The 19,850-nt window shown below is 62.0% G+C and carries 21 protein-coding genes and 1 tRNA gene; 11 read left to right on the forward strand and 11 right to left on the reverse strand.

What is annotated here, in order from left to right; translation table 11 throughout:
* Window positions 1-113: 113 nt before the first annotated feature.
* On the forward strand, window positions 114-1,415 hold the full coding sequence (locus QPW08_RS14200; protein ID WP_284126569.1) for a dicarboxylate/amino acid:cation symporter: 1,302 nt from the start codon (window positions 114-116) through the stop codon (window positions 1,413-1,415).
* A gap of 52 nt (window positions 1,416-1,467) precedes the next feature.
* Window positions 1,468-2,082 carry a superoxide dismutase gene (locus tag QPW08_RS14205; RefSeq protein WP_284126570.1) on the forward strand — a complete coding sequence of 205 codons (615 nt, stop codon included), beginning with the start codon at window positions 1,468-1,470 and terminating at the stop codon, window positions 2,080-2,082.
* Between the two features lie 84 nt (window positions 2,083-2,166).
* Here QPW08_RS14205 and QPW08_RS14210 read toward each other — a convergent pair whose 3' ends face one another.
* Window positions 2,167-2,778, reverse strand: a complete 612-nt coding sequence (locus tag QPW08_RS14210; RefSeq protein WP_284126571.1) for a sigma-70 family RNA polymerase sigma factor — start codon at window positions 2,776-2,778, stop codon at window positions 2,167-2,169.
* Complete coding sequence (locus tag QPW08_RS14215) at window positions 2,775-2,993, reverse strand: NepR family anti-sigma factor (protein WP_284126572.1); 219 nt, start codon at window positions 2,991-2,993, stop codon at window positions 2,775-2,777. The genes QPW08_RS14210 and QPW08_RS14215 overlap by 4 nt, the downstream gene beginning before the upstream one ends.
* Window positions 2,994-3,188: 195 nt before the next feature.
* Here QPW08_RS14215 and QPW08_RS14220 point away from each other — a divergent pair, with 195 nt between their 5' ends.
* Entirely contained in the window at window positions 3,189-4,799 is a 1,611-nt protein-coding gene (locus tag QPW08_RS14220; RefSeq protein WP_284126573.1) for a CHASE domain-containing protein, read from the forward strand.
* A gap of 16 nt (window positions 4,800-4,815) precedes the next feature.
* Here QPW08_RS14220 and QPW08_RS14225 read toward each other — a convergent pair whose 3' ends face one another.
* Both QPW08_RS14225 and QPW08_RS14230 read right to left on the reverse strand, forming a co-directional pair.
* Window positions 4,816-5,610 (reverse strand): response regulator, encoded by a 795-nt coding sequence (locus QPW08_RS14225; protein ID WP_284126574.1) that lies wholly within the window; start codon window positions 5,608-5,610, stop codon window positions 4,816-4,818.
* A gap of 255 nt (window positions 5,611-5,865) precedes the next feature.
* Entirely contained in the window at window positions 5,866-7,023 is a 1,158-nt protein-coding gene (locus QPW08_RS14230) for an N-acetyltransferase (protein ID WP_284126575.1), read from the reverse strand.
* 158 nt (window positions 7,024-7,181) lie between these two features.
* On the opposite strand from QPW08_RS14230, the gene QPW08_RS14235 reads away from it, so the two are divergent.
* Window positions 7,182-8,282, forward strand: coding sequence for a fatty acid desaturase family protein (locus QPW08_RS14235; protein ID WP_284126576.1), 1,101 nt, complete (start codon window positions 7,182-7,184; stop codon window positions 8,280-8,282).
* Here QPW08_RS14235 and QPW08_RS14240 read toward each other — a convergent pair.
* The 6 genes from QPW08_RS14240 to QPW08_RS14265 all read right to left on the reverse strand — a co-directional run bounded on the left by QPW08_RS14240 (window position 8,279) and on the right by QPW08_RS14265 (window position 14,588).
* A complete protein-coding gene (locus QPW08_RS14240; protein WP_284126577.1) occupies window positions 8,279-8,797 on the reverse strand; it encodes a GNAT family N-acetyltransferase in 519 nt (172 codons plus the stop codon). The two genes, QPW08_RS14235 and QPW08_RS14240, sit on opposite strands and share 4 nt — an antisense overlap.
* The gene (gene lptG / locus QPW08_RS14245; protein WP_284126578.1) at window positions 8,794-9,891 is read right to left on the reverse strand and encodes an LPS export ABC transporter permease LptG; all 1,098 of its coding nucleotides are present in this window, start codon (window positions 9,889-9,891) and stop codon (window positions 8,794-8,796) included. Before lptG ends, QPW08_RS14240 begins: the two co-directional genes overlap by 4 nt.
* A gap of 6 nt (window positions 9,892-9,897) precedes the next feature.
* Complete coding sequence (locus QPW08_RS14250) at window positions 9,898-11,145, reverse strand: LptF/LptG family permease (RefSeq protein ID WP_284126579.1); 1,248 nt, start codon at window positions 11,143-11,145, stop codon at window positions 9,898-9,900.
* Between the two features lie 94 nt (window positions 11,146-11,239).
* Entirely contained in the window at window positions 11,240-11,629 is a 390-nt protein-coding gene (gene clpS, locus QPW08_RS14255; RefSeq protein WP_407674573.1) for an ATP-dependent Clp protease adapter ClpS, read from the reverse strand.
* Between the two features lie 198 nt (window positions 11,630-11,827).
* Window positions 11,828-12,589, reverse strand: coding sequence for a phasin family protein (locus QPW08_RS14260; RefSeq protein ID WP_284126580.1), 762 nt, complete (start codon window positions 12,587-12,589; stop codon window positions 11,828-11,830).
* Window positions 12,590-12,722: 133 nt separating this feature from the next.
* Complete coding sequence (locus QPW08_RS14265; protein ID WP_284126581.1) at window positions 12,723-14,588, reverse strand: PHA/PHB synthase family protein; 1,866 nt, start codon at window positions 14,586-14,588, stop codon at window positions 12,723-12,725.
* Window positions 14,589-14,748: 160 nt separating this feature from the next.
* On the opposite strand from QPW08_RS14265, the gene QPW08_RS14270 reads away from it, so the two are divergent.
* From QPW08_RS14270 to QPW08_RS14295, 6 genes are all read left to right on the forward strand, one after another.
* Window positions 14,749-15,939 (forward strand): LL-diaminopimelate aminotransferase, encoded by a 1,191-nt coding sequence (locus QPW08_RS14270; RefSeq protein ID WP_284126582.1) that lies wholly within the window; start codon window positions 14,749-14,751, stop codon window positions 15,937-15,939.
* A 112-nt stretch (window positions 15,940-16,051) separates the two neighbouring features.
* On the forward strand, window positions 16,052-16,624 hold the full coding sequence (locus tag QPW08_RS14275; RefSeq protein ID WP_284126669.1) for a helix-turn-helix transcriptional regulator: 573 nt from the start codon (window positions 16,052-16,054) through the stop codon (window positions 16,622-16,624).
* 16 nt (window positions 16,625-16,640) lie between these two features.
* On the forward strand, window positions 16,641-16,991 hold the full coding sequence (locus QPW08_RS14280; protein ID WP_284126583.1) for a hypothetical protein: 351 nt from the start codon (window positions 16,641-16,643) through the stop codon (window positions 16,989-16,991).
* A gap of 22 nt (window positions 16,992-17,013) precedes the next feature.
* Entirely contained in the window at window positions 17,014-17,511 is a 498-nt protein-coding gene (locus QPW08_RS14285; RefSeq protein ID WP_284126584.1) for a hypothetical protein, read from the forward strand.
* The gene (locus QPW08_RS14290) at window positions 17,511-17,966 is read left to right on the forward strand and encodes a JAB domain-containing protein (RefSeq protein ID WP_284126585.1); all 456 of its coding nucleotides are present in this window, start codon (window positions 17,511-17,513) and stop codon (window positions 17,964-17,966) included. The genes QPW08_RS14285 and QPW08_RS14290 overlap by 1 nt, the downstream gene beginning before the upstream one ends.
* A gap of 93 nt (window positions 17,967-18,059) precedes the next feature.
* Window positions 18,060-18,869: a crotonase/enoyl-CoA hydratase family protein gene (locus QPW08_RS14295; protein WP_284126586.1), complete on the forward strand. Its 810-nt coding sequence runs from the start codon at window positions 18,060-18,062 to the stop codon at window positions 18,867-18,869.
* A 10-nt stretch (window positions 18,870-18,879) separates the two neighbouring features.
* Here the strand turns inward: QPW08_RS14295 and QPW08_RS14300 are convergent, their stop codons facing one another.
* Complete coding sequence (locus QPW08_RS14300; protein ID WP_284126587.1) at window positions 18,880-19,653, reverse strand: acyl-CoA thioesterase; 774 nt, start codon at window positions 19,651-19,653, stop codon at window positions 18,880-18,882.
* A 123-nt stretch (window positions 19,654-19,776) separates the two neighbouring features.
* On the opposite strand from QPW08_RS14300, the gene QPW08_RS14305 reads away from it, so the two are divergent.
* Window positions 19,777-19,850, forward strand: a tRNA-Cys gene (locus tag QPW08_RS14305).

Consider the following 19,850-nt stretch of genomic DNA (forward strand, 5'->3'; position numbering starts at 1 on the left):
TGGGCTACGGTTAGACGTTGCGGATTACTGTTGCGGCTGGCACCGCGATTTGCCACGCGCTTTAGAGCTAATGCGCCCCGATTGGGAAGGGCGAAGTGGAGAGGGGGCCCGGCTTGGCTGAGAACGAGACACGTCCGGAGAGGCACGCTGCGCCTGGCGAAAGCGGCGGGCTGGTGACTATTCGCCTGCCGGTGTGGTGGACCTTCGGCGGGCTGGTGGCCGGCTTGCTCGTCGGCTGGATGCTGGCGGGGACACCCGGTGATCATGTAATCATGAAGAGCGCGTCGGTTATCGGCACGCTGTGGCTCCGTGCCCTGCAAATGACCATTATTCCGCTAGTCGCGTCGCTGCTGGTGCTGGGCATTGCCAAGATGATCAGTGCGGCGAGTGCCGGGCGTACGGCGATGGCGACAATCCTCTCGATTGCCGGCCTGCTGGTGTTCAGCGGCGTCGCTTCAGTGATTGCCATGCCGCTTTTGCTGGAGGCCTTCCCGCCACCGGCCGGCGCAGCCAATATCCTCGATGCACCTGGTGCCGAAGCGCAGGCGGTGCCCACCATCGCCGACTTCATCGCATCGCTGGTCGCGCCCAACATCATCCAGGCTGCGGCGGAGACCTCTACCCTGCCGCTGACAATCTTCTTTGCCCTGTTCGCGGTGGCGGTCGCACGGCTGCCCGACGTCCAGAAAGCAACCTTGCTGGCCTTCTTCGAAGCACTCGCCAACACGATGTTGACGATCATCGGCTGGGTGCTGTGGATCGCGCCTGCGGGCGTGTTTGCATTGGCAGTCGGCGTCGCGGCGCGGGCCGGGGGTGGAGCCTTTGCCACGCTGGCGCACTATATCGTGACAGTCTCGGCAATGGGTGCGATCGTATTGCTGGCCGCCTATCTCGTGGGCATCTTCGGTGGCCGGATTGCGCCGCTGCGCTTTGCCAAGGCGGTGTTGCCGGCGCAGGCAGTAGCAGTTTCGACGCAAAGCTCCCTTGCCAGCCTGCCGGCGATGCTGGCGAGCGCGAGGCGGCTCGGCATTCGCGAGGAAGTGGCCGATTTCGTCCTGCCGCTGGCAGTGGCCATCTTCCGCGCTACCAGCCCGGCGATGAACCTGGCGGTGGCGATCTATGTCGCGCACTTGGCCGGGGTCGAACTCACCCTGCCATTGCTGCTCGCCGGCATCGCTGTCGCTTTTGTCATCAGCGTTGGCTCGGTCAGCCTGCCTGGCTCGATCAGCTTCGTCATTTCCATTGGCCCTATCGCGTTGGCGATGGGTGCCCCGATCGAACCGCTGGCGCTGCTGGTGGCTGTCGAGATGCTGCCCGACATCATGCGCACATTGGCCAATGTGACCATGAATGTCGGCCTCACTACGGCTGTGAACCGGCAAAATTCCGGCGATATGCAACTTCAGGCCGACTGATGCGTTACCCTACCAACCACCCAATCGCTTTTGATCAAACGGGAGATCACCCATGGCTTACGACGTAACTCCGCTGCCCTATGCCGACACCGCGCTGGAACCGGCCGTGTCCGCCAACACGTTGTCGTTTCACCACGGCAAGCATCACAAGGCCTATATCGACAAGATGAATGCTGCCATCGACGGCACCGAGCATGCCGATGCTTCGATGGAAGCGATCATCGCGGCTGCCCGTGGCACCAACCAGGGCCTGTTCAACAACGCTGCGCAAAGCTGGAACCACGGCTTCTACTGGCATTCAATGGCTGAAGACGGCGGTACCCCGACCGACGAGCTCAAGGCCATGATCGAGGACGCCTTTGGTTCGACCGAAGAACTCGTCAAGCAGTTGCAGGATCGTGGCGCCGGTCACTTCGCTAGCGGTTGGGTATGGCTCGCCGAGAAGGGCGGCAAGCTGACCATTGAGGAAACCCATGATGGCGACACGCTGGCTGACCAGGAAGGCGTCAACCCGCTGCTGGTCATCGACCTGTGGGAGCACGCCTATTACCTCGACCACCAGAACGCACGCCCGGCCTATCTCAAGGCGGTGACCGAAGGGAAGCTCAACTGGAGCTTTGCCAGCGATAACCTGACGCGTGGCACGACCTGGACCTATCCGGCCTGATCGCCTGTTGTACCAATCAAAGGGCCCGCCACGCCGAAAAGCGTAGCGGGCCCTTCTATTTGTGCATGGTCAGGCTGCCGATGGTCAGCGAGTGGGTTCGGAAACCCCGTCTCCAGCAGCAACAACGTCGAGTTCTTCCAGGATGGCGCGGTGCGCCGTCGCGTCGTCCAGCGAGCGCTGCGGGATCGTACCTTCGTTGAGCATGTCGTTCAGCGCCGAGCGGGCCCGGCCTACACGGCTCTTGATCGTGCCAATGGCGCAGCCGCAGATTTCGGCCGCTTCCTCGTAGGAAAAGCCACCGGCACCGACCAGGAGCAACGCTTCACGTCGCTCGGGTGGCAGTGTCAGCAGCGCGCGATGCATATCGCTAAGGTGGATCGGTTCTTCCTGCCCGGCCGGTTGAGTGAGGATACGCTCGGCAACGCCTTCGTCATATTCTCCGCGAAAGCGGTTGCGCCGCATGTCGGTGAGATAGGCGTTGCGCAGGATCACGAAGGTCCAGGCCCGCATCGAAGTGCCGGGCTGGAAGCGCTCCTGCGCGGCCCAGGCTTTCATCAGAGCTTCCTGCACCAGGTCGTCCGCCATGTCCGGGCGACCGCACAGGCCACGGGCAAAAGCACGCAGGTGCGGGATGACCGCTTCCAGTTCTCGCTTGAATTCCGCTCGCTCTTCGGCGGTTCGCTCGGACTTGCTCATTCCGGCTCGCTCCCGCCCATCGGCTTTCCACCTTGGGCGGGCTTGTCCAGCTTGGCAAGCAGCTCCTTGAAACTGTCGGGAAGAGGTTCATCGACCACCGAATCGTACAGCTGGCGCAAACCATCGGCCCATTCGGGCCGGGTGGCTTTCCCTTGGGGCACCGAACCCGGAACCCCCTTGGGGGTGTTGTCATCGGTGGGGGGGCGTGCGGTCATGGTTGGCTGGTTTGTCCCTTGCCCCCGCTGCATCTATGTGCAGGGGAGTCGTGTGCTTCCTATCCGGTCATGGAACGGAAGCCACCGAATTTGGTTCCCCCGGGTGCGTATGAGCGCAATGGAGGGGCAGGAATGAAGGGACAGGGCTTGGCTTCAGCGCCATCACCAGGAGTGGGTCGGTCAGGGCGCTGGCTGGTGAAATATCCGCGCGCCGTACCGTTGGCGATCTTCCTGCTGATTGCCGGGGTCACCGCGTTGAGTGTGTTCGCGATCGAACGCGGTGACAATCGGCGCGAACTGGCCCAGATCGACCAGACCGCCCGCACCATCGGCTCGACCCTCGAGCGCAGGGCCAATAATTCAACTGCCTACCTGCGCGCCGGTGCCGCCCTGTTCTCGACCGTCGACACGGTGCAGATCGACCTGTTCCAGCGCTTCGCCCGCGAGCTCAAGCTGGACGACCAGTATCGCGTTTCCGGCGGGATCGGCTGGGCCGAAGTGCTGGAGCCCAACGAGGTCGGGCAATTCGAAAGTCGTATCGGAAGTCAGCTCGGCCGACCGATAAGCGTCTATCGCCTGCCGGGAACGGAAGCGGCGGAAAAAGTTGTTCCCGTAACGTTTAGCTTGCCGGATTCCGTCCGGACGCAGCGCGCCCTGGGTCTCGACATGTATGCGGAACCGGTGCGCCGGACTGCAATGAACAAGGCCGTGACGTCGCTTGAGCCGACCGCGACGCAAAAAATCACTCTGGTCAGCGGCAGGAGCGGCCCCAGGCCAGGGCTGCTGGTCTACATGCCGGTATTCAGCGCAGAACAGGACGGGCGGCAGTTGAAGGGATTCCTGTACAGCCCGTTCGACGGACAGAACTTCCTCGATGGTGCGATCTACGACGGGTTGGTCGGTGATCGCAGCGTGCGTCTTTACGATGGTGCAATCGACCAAAGCAACTTGCTGGCGACCCACCAGGACTCCAACGGCATCGGCCAGTCCAGCGCAATCGAGATCCTGATCGGCAATCGGGCAATGATGCTGGAAGTGCAGTCGGCCAAGGGCAGCACCCTGACACCGCTCAGCATGATCACCTTGCTGTTCGGGCTGGCGGTGGCGAGCCTTTCCATGCTGATCGCGCGGCTGCTGACGCAACAGGCGCTGGAGGATCTCTCGGCGCTGGAATACTACACCGAGCAGAATTCGATCCGCAATTCGCTGACGCGCGAGCTCAATCACCGGGTCAAGAACACGCTTGCCAATGTCCTCTCGATCATCGCTCTCACCCGGCGACGGACCGACAATCTCGACGATTTTGCCACCGCGCTCGACGGGCGCATCCGAGCATTGTCGGCAACACATGACTTGCTGACGCAATCGGAATGGGGCTCGACACCCTTGCGCTCGGTGATCGAAGCGGAACTGGCGCCCTATGCCAACCCGGAAGACCGGGCGCTCGACCTTGAGGGCCCCGATCTGGCGTTAGCCCCCAACGATGCTCTCTCGTTCGGCCTTGCCATCCATGAACTGGCGACCAATGCTGCCAAATATGGCGCCCTCAGCGCTGAGGGCGGGCGCGTCATCGTCAGTTGGGAGCGCCAGGAAGGCGGTATTGCCGAAGTCCGCTGGCGAGAAGAAGGTGGACCACCGGTCCCGCAGGAGCGAAGCCGAGGCTTCGGCACAGACCTGATCGAGAAGATCGTGGCCCACGAGCTGCGCCACCCGGTCGAGCTGGAGTTTCCCGAGGACGGGGTGCGCTGCACGCTGCGCGTACCAATCCGCAAACCCAGCGAATTCGCCATTCGGGCCCAGCGCTAGGGGGCGTCAAACCTCTTCAGTCGATTGGCTTGGAGGAATTGAAAAACAATGCCTGGCTGATTGCTGTGCGTACACTCGCTTCCTGGAACGGCTTGGTGACGAGATAAGTGGGCTCCGGCCGGTCGCCAGTGAGTAACCGTTCTGGATAGGCGGTGATGAAGATCACCGGCACTTCGCCCAGGGCCAGGATATCGTCGACGGCGTCGAGCCCCGAAGAGCCATCGGCCAGCTGGATGTCGGCCAGCACCAGCCCCGGCTTGGAAGATGCCACGGCTTCCTGCGCTTGCGTGCGGGTAGCTGCGGTTCCGGCGATGTCATGACCAAGGGAGCGGACAAGATCTTCCAGCTGCATGGAGATCAGCGGCTCGTCTTCGATGATGAGAACGCTGGTAGTGGACTCGCGGTCGATCTCTTCGATGGCTTCGCGTACCAGGCTCTCGACGTCATGCGGCGCGATTTCCATGATCTCGGCAGCTTCGCCAACCGTGAAGTCTTCAAGCGTAGTCAGCAACAGGGCCTGGCGATTGAGCGGGGTAACTGTGCGCAAGCGTTGGGTCGCGGCTTGCTCATGTCCGTTGCCTGTGCCGCCCGGCTGATCGACTTCCAGGTAACCGCTCGACCACAAGGCGTTGAAGGCCTTGTACAGCGTGACACGGCCCTTGCCGAGATCCTGTCGCAGGGCATCGTCGGCCACTGCGGCTTCTAGAGTGGCGCGGACGAAGAGGTCCCCCGTGTGCTGCGACCCGGTAAGGGCCCGGGCATAGCGACGCAGGAATGGCAGCTGCGCGGCAACCTGTTGCGAAACTGACATGAAATCCCTCTCGTATTGTCTGAGCAGCCAACGCCCGGTTCGCCGGTATGTTCCTCTACAGGTTTTGCCGCTGGAATAGGGAGCTTTCCGAAGCGGACTGAAAAATTTTCGAAAAAATCTCTCGGGGCAGGGAACCGTTCCCAAACCAGCGCATTCTGGCACTATCACCACCGAGACCCCCCTCCCGTCCAAACGGTGGTGATACGATCCCGAAAGGCCCTCGCTTCTTCCCGGAAGCGGGGGCCTTCTTCTTTGCTACAACGTCTTCTCGAAGATCCAGTACTCGCGATTGACCTTGCTCTGGATGGCATCGGCGATGGCGACCATGCCCTGGTTGTCATCGAGGATCCAGCCGATCTCGGCCCGTTCGGACTGGAATTCGCGCACCGCCGTCTCGCGAATGTCGCTGATCATCATGAAGGCAAGCTGGCTCGCCATGCGCGAGTTCTGCAACTCTTTCACTACGCCCATCAGCGGAACCCGCATGCCGGATTTCACAGGCTTGCGGAGCCAGCGCAACAAGTGGAACCAGCCGAACGGGAGCAGTTTGCCCCCGGTCTTTTTCAGCACCCCGTTCACATCGGGGAAGGTCAGCATGAAAGCGACGGGTTCGCCGTCGAGCTCGGCAATGCGGTTTACCTCCGGATGGATGATCTGCTTCAGCTTTTTGGCGGCGTAGTCGACTTCCTCCTGTGTGAACGGGATGAACCCCCAATTCTTCGACCACGCATCGTTGAGGATACGCAGGATTATGTCGATCTCGCGCTCGACATGCTTGCGGTCGACCGAACGCATGGTGATCCGCCCGTTGCGTTCCCCGGACTTCACGATCCGCTGGATCAGCGGCGGGAAATCATGCGTCACATCGAGGTCATATGTCAGCAGCGCCTTGGCCTTGGTGTAGCCAAGGGCTTCGATCCAGCCTTTGTAGTGCGCCGGATGGTGGCCCATCATGATCATGGGGGAATGATCGTGCCCTTTGACAAGCAGACCAGGTTCTTCCCAGATCGACATCGAGATCGGGCCGAGCATCCGCGTCATGCCCTGTTCCCGGTTCCATTGCTCCGCGCGCGCCAGCAGCGCTTCTGCCACCGCTTCGTCTTCCGCATCGAAATAGCCGAACATGCCGGTACCGGGCCCCATTCCCTGTTCGGCGGGTATTTCCAGCGCAAGATGGTCGATATGGGCTGAAATCCGCCCGACCGGCTTGCCGCCGCGCCAGGCCATGAACAGTTGCACCGTCGCATGGCCGAAGAACGGGTTCTTCTCCGGGTCGATCAGCTCCATCATTTCCGAGGTGAGCTGCGGAACAGAATGCGGTACGCGGGCGGCGAATTGCTGGCCCAGCCTGACGAAGGCCTTGCGCCCGGCCTTGTCGGTGACGGGGCGAATATCTATCTGAGTGTCGGACACGAAAGGGATCCCCTGAACAGGCTCATTGTTCATCGTGGCGTATCCCTGTGTGCGGTAATTGCCCCAAGTCAAGTTACGCGATCGATTACTCTGGTAGAGACACCGCGTTTGTCGTTTGCCTGCGAGTTGGGCTAAAGGCGCTTCACGAGACCAAATCCATGAATATCGAACAGACCCTCGACCCAGCGCAGCCTGCGCGACCGCAAGCGAAAGGTGGCTGGCATGCGCAGCTGCCCGACGACAAGGATATGCTCCGCGCCGCTCGCGACCTGACCAAGGACCTCGCCGAAGCAAAAGGCGCGATCTACTGGCCCGACATGCTGCTGTCGGCCGGGCTCGGTTATGCCTGCATCGCCGGTGCGATTGTGGTGGACAGCATCTGGGCCAAGTTCGCTGTCGGGCTGGTCGGAGCGCTCGCATTCTATCGCGCGCTGATGTTCATCCACGAACTGACCCATATCCACAAGAAAGCGCTGCCGGGCTTCCGCCTGGGCTGGAACCTGTTGGTAGGCATTCCGCTGCTGGTGCCGTCGTTCATGTATGAAGGCGTCCACACGCTGCACCACAAGCGCACGCAATATGGCACCATCGAGGACCCGGAGTATTTACCGCTGGCGCTGATGAAGCCGTGGAGCCTGCCGGTGTTCGTGCTGGTGGCGCTCTTGGCCCCCATCGGGCTCGTCATCCGCTTCGGCCTGTTAGTTCCACTCGGTGCAATGATCCCACCGATCCGCACGCTGGTGTGGGAACGCGCGTCATCGCTTTCCATCAACCCCGATTTCCGCCGTCGCCCGCCTGAAGGCGAGATAAGGCCGCGCGTGTTCTGGCAGGAGCTGGGCGGCATGCTGTGGGCCTGGACGCTGATCGCGAGCGTGTTCTGGCTCGGCTGGGCTCCGGTGCTGACAGCGGGCGCGATCCTGTCGCTCACCGCGCTGCTCAACCAGCTGCGCACGCTGGTGGCGCATCTGTGGGAGAACGAAGGCGAGGCCATGACCGTGACCGCGCAGTTTCTCGACAGCGTCAATGTCCCCCCGCCGGGCTTTGCGGCAGAGATCTGGGCGCCCGTCGGCCTGCGCTACCATGCGCTGCATCACCTGATGCCGTCGATGCCCTATCACTCGCTGCCCGAGGCGCACCGCCGCCTGAACCGCGAGTTGGGCGATGGCTCGACTTACCAGAGTGCCAACCATCCCGGCATGTTCACTTTGGTCGGGCGGATCGCCCGGAGCACGATGACGCGCGGCGCCAGCCGCAGCTAGTCGAGAAACTTGATCATCGCGCAGCGGCGCTCCGCCGGCAGGCCGTTGTCCGCTTCCAGGGCCAGTTCGCTGGCCAAGCGGGCATGGGCGTCCAGCGCGGTGACTTCCTCGAACCCCAGCCTGGCGTAGAACGGTCCGTTCCACGGCACATCCCGGAATGTCGTCAGCGTCACCGCCTTGAAGCCCGAGTTGGCAGCATCGATCAGGCAAGCACGCACCAGCCCGGCGCCGATACCCTTGCGTTGCCCGTCCGGATGGACCGACATCTCCCACACATGCAATTCACGGCTGAAAGGCTGGCTGGCTAGGAAGCCGATCGGCCGCTCCCCAAGCTGGGCTGCGAGACAGTGCCCCTTGCGGATCAGGCCGCGCAGCTCATCCGTTTCCCACGTCTCGTCGAAATCCATGCCAACGAGATCGGGATCGCTGCGGAACATCTCTGCTGCTGCGCGTTCGATGGCCGGCCAGTGATCTGCATCCTCGGGCCTTGCGAGGCGGAGCGTCCAGTCGCTCACTCTTCGGTCCGGATCAGGACTGTCTCGCCCACCAGCAGGAACAGGAAGAACGGCGCCCAGGCGGCCAGGAAGGGCGGGTATCCGCCGAAGCTGCCCATGGCGAGCGCCGCATTGTCGACCACGAAATAGGCAAAGCCCAGCGCCATGCCGATCACTGCGCGCACGAACAGCTGGCCCGAACGGGCGAGGCCGAAGGCGGCGACCGCGCCCAGCAGCGGCATCAGGAAGGCGCTGAGCGGCCCGGCGAGCTTGTGCCACCACTTGGCGCGCAGCTCGTCGGTGCGGCGACCGACCGCCTCATAGGCTTCGATGGCGGAGGAGAGTTCCCAAAACGGCTCGGTATCGGGATCGATCGATTCCAGTTCGATCTGGGCCGGGGACAGGCCTTCGCCTACGACCACGGTCGCCAGTTCGCTTGTGCTGGCCGTCCCGACTTCGAACTTCTGGGCATCCTGCAGCTCCCAGCCGGGGCCGAGATAACGGGCGCTCGGTGCCCTGATCTGTTCCGAGATCGTCCCGCCCGGTGCGCGGGCATACCATGTCACCTGGCCCAGCTGCATCGCATCGCCGCTACCGCTGACGGTGCGGGCGGTGAGAATGTTGGTGCCGTCGGTGATATAGACATTGGCCCTGGTATCGGCGTCGGGTGGCACAGCGCCGTATTCGGTCGCTTCCCATGCCTTGAGCGTCGCGGTGGCGCGGGTCACGACGCGTTCATTGAAGACGAAGGTGACCGCCGAGACTACCAGTGCTGTCAGCAGCAGCGGTGCCAGCACCTGGTGCGCCGAGAGACCCGCTGCCTTCATGGCAATGACTTCGCTGTTCTGGTTCAGGGTGACGAGCGAGATAATCGTCGCCAGCAGCACCGAGTAGGGCAGGAAGCGCATGACCAGCTGCGGCACCCGCAGGCTGACATAGGTCCACAGTTCGCCCTGGCCATTGCCTTCGACGCTGAGGATCTCGCCGCTGGTGGAGAGCAGGTCGAGCATCATCAGCACCAGCACCAGCATCACCAGCACAGCGAAGATGCGGACCACGAACAGCTTGGCGAGGTAAAGCGTCAGCGTGCGCGAAGGGAAGAAGTCGAGATGCATGTGGCGTTACTCGGCCGCCTCGGCAGCGACGGGTGAAGCAAAGTCGTCGGCCCGGTGGCGCTTGCGCTTGAACAGCTTGGCGATGCGCTTGCTGAGCTTGGCAAAGGCATTTTCCAGCGCGCCGATCGGCTGGCCGCCGGGCTTGAAGGCGATGGTGCGGTACATCCACAGGATCAGCGCGGCGAACAGGACGAAGGGCCCCCATAGCCCCAGGATCGGGTCGACCAGCCCCAGCGCGGCGACATCTTCAGCGTACTGGTTCACCTTGTGGTAGCTCACCACCATCACGATGGAGACGAACACGCCCAAGGCACTGCTCGATCGCTTGGGCGGCACTGCCAGCGCCACCGCCAGCAGCGGCATCAGCCACATCATCACGACCTCTACCAATCGGAAGTTGAAACTCGCCTGGCTGGCGTCGCGCTTCTCCTCCGTCGTGTTGTCGCTCCAGCCGATACTGAGCAATTCGGGCAGGATATACTCGCGTTCGGCATCGCCGCGGGCGCGGAATTCCTCGATCCGCGGCAAGTCGATCGGCAGGTCGTGGCGCGTAAAGCTGAGCACGCGCGGGGTCTGCTTGTCGCCCCCGGTGTCCTGCACGATCGTGCCGTCGGTCAGGCGCAGGATGATGGTGTCGGGGCTGTCGGTCGTCGCGAGGAAAGCCCCCTCGCGCGCGCTGATGGAGAGGACCTGGCCCTTGTCGTTGGAGACCCGGGCAAAAATTCCCTTGAGCTGGCGCCCGTTGTCTTCGCTTTCCTCGATCCGCAACGCCATGCGATCGGCCAGCGTGGTAAATTCGCCAACCTTGATCGAGGCCCCCAGCGCGCCTGACCGCAGCTCGTACTCGAGCTGCTCGTAATAATAGCGGCTGACCGGCTGGACATAGAACACCAGCGCTACGTTGACCGCCACCAGCACTGCAGTGATGGCGTAGGGTACGCGCAGCAGGCGGCCATAGCCCATGCCCACAGCATGCAACACGTCGAGTTCGCTGGTGGTCGCCAGCTTGCGGAAGGCAAACAGGATTCCCAGCAGCAGCCCGAGCGGGATGGCGAGGCTGGCATACTCCGGGATCAGCGCGCCCAGCATCTTGAACACGACCGCCACCGGCCCGCCTTCAACAGCAACGAAATCGAACAACCGCAGCATCTTGTCGAGCAGCAGCAGTGAAGCGGCCAGCACGAACACCGCCATCATCGGCACTACGGTAAGCCGAAGGATGTAGCGGTCGATCGAAGGAAGGAATTTGAACACGTGTGCGGTTCTGCTCGCGGATCAGGTGGCTGCCCTAGCAGCCTCTAGCGACAAAAACCGCCGAGGTCATGCCCCCACGTGGGACTTGTGGAGCTTATGCCTTCTCCAGAGTGCATTGCAGCGGGTGCTGGTTCTGGCGAGCGAAGTCCATCACCTGGTTCACCTTGGTCTCGGCCACCTCGTAAGGGAAGATGCCGCACACGCCGACGCCCTTCTGGTGGACATGCAGCATTACCTGCGTGGCCTGGTCGAGGTCCATCTTGAAGAAACGCTTGAGCACCATCACCACGAATTCCATCGGGGTGTAGTCGTCATTGAGCATCAGCACCTTGTACTGGCTCGGCTTCTTGGGCTTGGCCCTGGTCTTGGTGGCGATACCGACTTCCGCGTCGCCGTCGCTGTCACCGCCTTGTGCGTCATCGTCCCCGGCCATCCGAAGGACGAGGGGAAACGGTATGGAATGAAGGTCGGTGCTATCAATCATCGGGTCTGCAATATCGTATCGCTTGGCTGGCATGCAAGATGGACATTTCGCCTTACCGAAAACTGATGGTTACCGGCGAGGCAAGTTGACCGGAGGAAAAGCAAAAGGGCTGGACAGCGCGAAGCTATCCAGCCCTTCCAGTATCCAGCCGGGTGGGAGAGGAGAGGTTACCCGGCCTTCAAGCTGTTTCGTCAGCGCTTAGGCAGCCTTCGAGAACTTCTCGGCAGCTTCGCTGTAACGGCTCGAAATCGGAGCGAACGCTTCGTTGGCGAGCTTCAGCCATGCTTCGGTGCTCTTCGAGCTGTAAGCGACGGCAGCGTCGAAGTTGCGGCGAGCGAAGTCGCCCTGCAGCTTCACGAACTCGGTCGGCGACTTGACGGCAGCAACTGCCTTCATGTCTTCGCGAGCCTGCTCGGCAGCCTTCTTGGTGTCTTCGAAACCTTCGCGAGCCATGCTCTGCATGCCCGAAGCGAGAACCTTGCCCGAAGCGACGACGGCTTCGAGGTTGGCCTTGTTGAACTCGACATAGTCACCAGCCAGTTCGGTGCCCTTGGTGTAGGCGCCCTTGAGGCGGGTCTGCGCGTCGGCAGCGAAAGTCTTGGCGGCTTCGGTGATCTTGGTGGTGTCGGTAGCCATGATGGTGTCCTTCAGCTTGGAAACGGTGGTCATCGGCGCAGCCTTCTTGGCAGCGACAGTCTTTTTGGGTGCGGCCGCCTTCTTGGCGGGGACCTTCTTGGCCACCGGCTTGCGGGTCGCGGTCTTCTTGGCTGCCGGCTTCCTGGCAGCAACCTTCTTGGCCGGAGCCTTCTTCGCCGGGGCCTTCTTGGCAGGCTTGGCGGCAGGCTTCGGTGCAGCCTCGACAGCCTTCTCGGCGTTCGGGGCGTCTACTTTCTTGGCAGCTGCTTCGGCATAGGCCTTCTCGGCAGCGGCATCGATCTTGCTCGTGGCGTTGTCGGCCATGGGAGTATCCTTACTTCATTTGCAGCTTCATGTTGCACTGCACAAAATAGGCATTGCAGCTGCGAAGTCAAGGATTTTTTGTGCAGTGCACAATAAACTGGGAAAATCAATAAATCCAGATGATTATGTGCCTCTAGCGGCTCATGACATAGCGGCCGGGTGCATCTTCGATGACGTTATCGGACTTGCTCGCGCCGGGTTTGCGCTTGCCTGCGGCCTTCACCGTGGCGCTATCCTGTTGACGAATCCATTCGATCCAGTCCGGCCACCAGCTGCCCGGGTGTTCGACGGCATCCTCGCGGAACTGCTCAAGGCTGTCGAGCTCCGGATCCTCGTTGATCCAGTACTGGTACTTCCCGCTGCCCGGTGGGTTCACCACCCCGGCGATATGCCCACTGCCTGCCAGCACAAAGCGGATCGGTCCGGTGAAATGATCGCGAATCTTCCACACGCTCTCGGCCGGGGCAATATGGTCTTCCTTGCCGGCCTGGACATAGGTCGGGACGGAAACCTGCCTCAGGTCGATCGGCGTGCCATCGGCGCTCAGCGAATCCGGCTCGACCAGCCGGTTGTCGCGATAAAGCTGCTCCAGGTAATCCTTGTGCCATTTGGCGGGTAGGTTGGTGACGTCACCGTTCCAGTGCAGCAGGTCGAAGGCGGGATAGTCTTCGCCCAGCAAGTAGTTGTTGACGACATAGTTCCAGATCAGGTCGGTGCCGCGCAGCAGGTTGAAGGTTGCCGCCATGTAGCGCCCGTCGAGGTAGCCTTCGCCCGACAGCGCTTCGATCGCCATCATCTGGTTGTCGTCGATGAAATGCAGCAGCTCGCCGGCCTTGGTGAAATCGACCTGCGCGGTGAAGAAAGTGGTGCTCGCCACTTTGTCTTGCTCCCCGCGCCGGGCGAGGATCGCCAGGGTCGCGGCGAGGGTCGTGCCGGCGACGCAATAGCCGATAGTGTGGACACTCGGCACGTCCAACCGCGCGCGGATCGTATCGATCGCATCCATCTGCGCGCGGATGTAATCGTCCCACACCACGTCCTTCATCGAAGCGTCGGCCGATTTCCAGCTGACGACGAAAACCGTCAGCCCCTGTTCCACCGCCCAGCGGATGAAGCTCTTCTTGGGATTGAGGTCGAGGATATAGAAGCGATTGATCCACGGCGGGAAGATGACCAGCGGCGTTTGCAGCACCTCATCGGTCGAGGGCGAGTACTGGATCAGCTGGTAGAGCGGGGTCTCGTGCACCACCTTGCCCGGGGTCACAGCTATGTTTTCGCCAAGCTTGAAAGCATCGGGATCGGTGTGGGTCAGCTGCCCGCGCCGCATGTCGTCCAGCATGTGTTGCATGCCGCGAACGAGGTTTTCGCCCTTGGTCTCCAGGGTCCGTTCCAGCACCACCGGGTTGGTTGCGGCGAAGTTCGACGGGCTGAGCGCGTCGATCACGGCTTTCACGGCAAAGCGCAGCTGCTCTTTCTTTTCCTTGTCGACGCCATCGACCTTGTCGACCATGCCTTCGAGCTGTTCCGCCATAAGCAAGTAGGTCTGATGGATCAGTGCGAAGACGGGGTTGTTGCTCCAGCGCTCGTCGCGGAAGCGCTTGTCCTTGCGCGGCAGCTCGGGCGCGCTTTCGGAGTTGTCGCCGAACTGGCCCCCGAACTGGCCGAGCACGCCCTTCCACATCTGCATGGTGTCGCCCCAGAATGCCTTCTGTGCCTCCATGTCGACCAGCGGCATGCGTTTGTGAAAGCTGTCGAGATAGGCCATCCAGCGCGTCGGGTCGGGCATTTCCTTGGAGAGCTTGGCCGCCTGCTCGGCCTGGAATGACAACCACATCGTCTGCAGCTTGCCGGCGTTCTTGGCCCATTGTCCGGCTTCGCCAAGATCCGGCAACTTGGGGACCGCACCGGGCATCATCTGCCCGAAAATCGAGCGGGCGGCTTCATCCTGCAGGTCGAACAGCCTCGAAAAGGCAGCTTGGGGGTCGGTCTTGTCGCTCATGCGGGTCTCCTGAAGCATAAAGTTTGCGCGCTTGCGACAGCCTCTGCAAGCCTGTCTTTGGTCGGCCCTCGAATGCATTCGATTGCACCGCCTGCAGCTTTGCTTCACTAGGGCAGGGGTGCAGGATAGGCCTGCAGGAACACTATAGACCGAAGGCGATATGGATACCGATTTCTACCGCATGAAGCGCTTGCCACCCTATGTCATTGCTGAAGTCAATGCGATGCGGCACGCGGCACGTTCGGCGGGCGAAGATATTATCGACCTTGGCATGGGCAACCCTGATCGCCCTCCGCCGCAGCATGTCATCGACAAGCTGTGCGAAGTGGCGATGAAGCCCGATGCGCATGGCTATTCGCAATCCAAGGGCATTCCGGGCCTGCGCAAGGCTCAGGCGAACTACTATGCTCGCCGTTTCGGGGTCGAATTGGACCCGGAGCGAGAAGTGGTCGTGACCATGGGCTCCAAGGAAGGTCTGGCCAGCCTTGCCACTGCGATCACTGCGCCGGGCGACGTGGTGCTGGCGCCGAACCCCAGCTACCCGATCCACACTTTCGGCTTCATTATCGCCGGGGCGACGATCCGCAGCGTACCCACGACGCCAGACGAGAACTATTTCCGCAGCCTGGAAAAGGCGATGGCTTTCACCGTGCCGCGCCCCAGCGTGCTGGTGGTCAACTATCCTTCCAACCCCACCGCCGAAGTGGTCGATCTCGCCTTCTACGAACGGCTGGTGGCGTGGGCGAAGGAGAACAGCGTCTGGCTGCTGTCGGACCTCGCCTATTCGGAGCTATGGTACGACGGCAAGCCGACGCCGTCGATCATGCAGGTCAAAGGGGCCAAGGATGTCGCAGTGGAGTTTACCTCCATGTCGAAGACCTACAGCATGGCCGGCTGGCGGATGGGTTTTGCGGTTGGCAACCAGCAGCTGATTGCGGCGATGACCCGGGTGAAGAGCTATCTCGACTACGGTGCCTTTACGCCGATCCAGGCCGCGGCCTGTGCTGCGCTCAACGGGCCGCAGGACGTGGTGGAGGAGAACCGGCTGATCTATCACAAGCGACGCGACGTGATGGTGGAAGCCTTCGGTCGGGCGGGCTGGGACATCCCGCCGCCGCCGGCCAGCATGTTCGCCTGGGCGCCCTTGCCGCCAGCGCTGATGGCGATGGGTAGCCTCGAGTTCTCCAAAGAACTGCTCACCGAAGCCAAAGTCGCTGTCGCGCCGGGTGTGGGCTACGGCGAAGAAGGTGAAGGTTTCGTGCGAATTGCGATGGTAGAGAACGAGCAACGACTGCGGCAGGCCGCGCGCAACATCAAACGTTATCTCGCCAGCAAGGGTGTAAACACCTGAGACTGCGAGCGGAGCGGATTGTTCGCATCCGGATCGGCCCCAATTGCGGCCGATTCGTTTGCTGATTCGATTCATTTCGCCTAACATTTGCGCAGAGCTAGGAGTGTAAGTGATGGGGGCGCCCCAGTTCGGTACCCTGACGGACCGACAAAAAGATGTTCTTGTGCGAATTGATCGGCGCATGCCGATCAAGCAGATCGCTGGCGAGCTGGATGTATCGGAAAGCCGGATAAACCAGCATATCCGGGCACTTAAAGATGCCTACAGTGTCGAGAACCTGAAGGATCTGGTCGATTCCTACAGGGCTGAAGTGTCGGATTCAGGCGAATCTGCACCCTACAGGAAACCTGCATCGACAAAATCTGAAGTCCCGCCCCGACCGGAAATGAACGAACCAGAAGACCGGGTCGCACCCGGGGAATTCGTTCTTTCTGATGTGGCGCCACTTGCGATCGAGGCGCCATGGACAGTCAGACACGAACCCCGGGTCGTCCCCGGGGTGCTCGACGGCGATCATGCTGTCCTCTATCGCCTTGCCGTCATCATCGGGCTGGCTCTTGCGTTTATCGTCTTGGTCATACTGGTGGTGACGGCGGCACTCTCCGTGAGTGAGGCGTCAGGCGGCAAACAGTACGGACCCCGTGACCAGACTGTGCAGACGGAGACGAGCGAACCGACTGCCTGATCGGAGTTCTACCATCATGACGGCACGTATTGTCGAAGACGCTCGGCTTATCCGCAAGCACATCCGCGAAGCCGAAGCTGTGACCGATGAAGCAATGATTGCGTGTTCGAAGCTCAAGCAGGTCATCCTTACGGCACGCCAGAATCCCGACGTCGGCGTCGATGCCTGTCAGAAAGCAATGCTGCGCCTGATGCAGGCCGAACAGCAGGCCCTGGCAATGTCGACCAACCTCCTGCGCGTGCACGAAGAGCTGAGCAAGGCCGGCCGTGTCTACATGGCACCGGAAGGCGATGACGAGATCACTTACATCTCGCCGAGCGCAATCGAACCTTCTGCGGCTATCGACGCTGACAAGGCTATCGCCTGATAGGCTATGAGTTGACCTCGCCATGATGCAACTCCTCCTCGAAAACCGGGCAGGCATGCAGAAGATCTGCGTGCTGCTGGTTTTCCTATGGGCGATGTGGCGAGGGGGCGGGCCCGAGCGTGCCTCGGGCGCAGTCCTGTTGGGCATGGTTGCCGTTCACATGGCGTTTCGCGACGTGTTCGGCTTCGAATCGGTCTATCTGACGCTGGATCCGGTCAATTTTCTCATCGACACGCTTGGCTTGGTGGCATTCGTCTTGATTGCCCTCAAGGCGAACCGCTTTTATCCCATGGTTCTCGCCGCCGCCCAGCTGGTCTCGTTCATGGGCCATTTCGTGCGTATCATGGTGGAGCCGGTATCCAGCCTTGCGTATTACCTGCTGACCGCGATGCCATTCTGGTTCCAGATCTTCATCCTCGCTGGCGGCATGGCCCGGCATGTCTACCGCAATGCATCCATGGGCAGTTACCGCGACTGGCGCTTGATCGCTCCGCAGCTGCCGCGTTCGAGCTTTGGCTGATGGGTGTGCACGCTGAAATCGCGGCGGCGCAAGACGGCGGTGCAGCCTGCAGGGCCCTTGCCGGCGGGATGCCGGAAGCGGTCGCAGATCCGCACTTCCTCGCCTATTTGCATAGCCGCTTTGCCTTGGCGGCTGAGGAGCGCCTGCATGTCGTCTATTGTGACGGGCAGCAGCGATACCTGCATGACGAAACGCTCACCATCGGCGGGGAAAATTCGCTGGTCCTGCGGGCTCGCCCGTTGGTCCATCGCGCGCTGATGATAGGGGCCGAGACCCTGATCCTCGCGCACAATCACTTGTCCGGGCAATGCCAGCCGAGCGTGCAAGACATTCGTGCCACCCATCGTCTGCAGAAACTGGGGGCGGCGCTGGAGCTGCGACTGATCGATCACATGATCTTCACCCGCGATCGCTTCTTCAGCATGGCTGCTGCGGGCATGCTTTCGGAACATTGATCCGCAGGGGCCTTCCCGGTCTTCGGTCCGGGCTGGACACGGCACGGTTCATCGGCAACTCTCCTGCGCAAACGGAATCAGGAGACAGCCGCAATGGAATTCCAGACCAACGATCGCGTGGCGATCACGCTTGAAGACGATGGCGTGGCGCAGGTCCGCTTCATCCGTGCCGACAAGATGAATGCGCTCGACCAGACCATGTTCGAAACGATGATTGCTGCCGGCGAAGCGCTGCAGGCCGAGAAGGGCGTGCGCGCCGTGGTCCTCTCGGGCGAGGGTCGGGCATTCTGTGCCGGGCTCGATCTTTCCAATTTCGGCAATCCTGACGGCTCCGGCAATCACCCTCTTGCCACTCGCACGCATGGCGATTCCAATCGTGCGCAGCAGGTCGCGACGCAATGGCGCAAGCTCAAGGTCCCGGTCATCGCCGCAGTCCATGGCGTGTGCTTTGGCGGCGGACTGCAGATCGCCAGCGGGGCCGACATCCGCATCGTCCACCCGGAAACCCGGATGGCGATCATGGAGATGAAATGGGGCCTGGTGCCGGACATGGGCGGCTATCCGCTGTGGCGCGGGCTGGTGCGCGACGACTTGCTGCGCGAGCTGATCTATACCAACCGCGAGTTCACCGGGGCCGAAGCGCAGGCGCTGGGCCTTGCCACCCATGTCGACGAAGATCCGCACGCCAGGGCCACTGATCTTGCCCGGGTGATGGCCGATCGTAACCCGCACGCGATGCAGGCCGCGAAGCGCATTGCCAACAAGATGTACGATGCGACCGCCGCTGACCTCCTGATCGAAGAAAGCGTCGAACAGGATGCGATCATCCGCTCGCCGAACCAGGTCGAAGCCGTCATGGCAGGCATGGCGAAGCGCAAGGCGGCTTACGCTGAAGTCGAATAGCGGGAGGGCACTAGCCGAAGATCGCTCCGGCTTGCTGGCCGGCCATCACTTGCGTGCCCTCGGCATCCCATAGCCTCAGTCGCTCGCTCGAATAGCCTTGGTCGGCATGGTCGCTCGCGGTTTCGCCCAGCCACCATCCATCACGCGTCGACGCCTCTGGATCGAGGATGTTGAACGACCAGTTGATCGAGCTGAATGGTCCTTGGCGTTGCATCGCTCGCATCGAACCCGGAGGCAGCGTGTCGCCGACCAGCACCAATTCCGAGACCGGGTCGAGCCCGCTCGGCTCGCGCAGCCGGAACCAGCGCCGTACCACCGGCTCGCCCGGGCCGCTGGTATCCTGCGCCCGGCGAATCTCGTAGCGGTTGATGAAGTGCCCCGGAGGCGGATTGCCCACCGCTTCGCTCTCTTCGGGCGGGCCGGGCCATGGTTCGACCTTCGGGGCCGGGTGGAGCGCATTGGGCTCGCGGCTGGTGCCGAACACCCATAGCGCAGTCAGCCCAACCGTGCCTTCGACCAGCAACTCGCTGCGCAATTGCACGACATTGCGCCCCTGACGAACCATTTCAACCCGTGTCTCGATCTCCGGGCCGACCGGTCCGACAAAGCCGATCTGCGCCGAACGCAGCGGCGGCAGCCCGGGACAGGCGCGTACGGCGGCGGTATAGGCTACCAGCGCGCCTGCTCCTCCATACAGCGTGCGACCCTGCATCCAGCCTTCTGCAGGCAGGGTGACCGGGCCGGGTGTGGCCGTAATTGGGGCGACAAGATCTTTAGCACTCATTGCGGCCTTGTTGCCGCTCGCGGAGCTGGCGTCCAGACTGACGTAACGGAAGGTGCGAGACGGTGATTGCCTTTGCCACACAGAATCGCTAGTGCGCCGCTTCCCGTCCGAGAGGCCGGGCGAGGCCCGATGGCGGAGTGGTTACGCAGAGGACTGCAAATCCTTGCACGCCGGTTCGATTCCGGCTCGGGCCTCCA

Source organism: Parerythrobacter aestuarii, assembly GCF_030140925.1.
In the GTDB taxonomy this organism is placed as follows: domain Bacteria; phylum Pseudomonadota; class Alphaproteobacteria; order Sphingomonadales; family Sphingomonadaceae; genus Parerythrobacter; species Parerythrobacter aestuarii.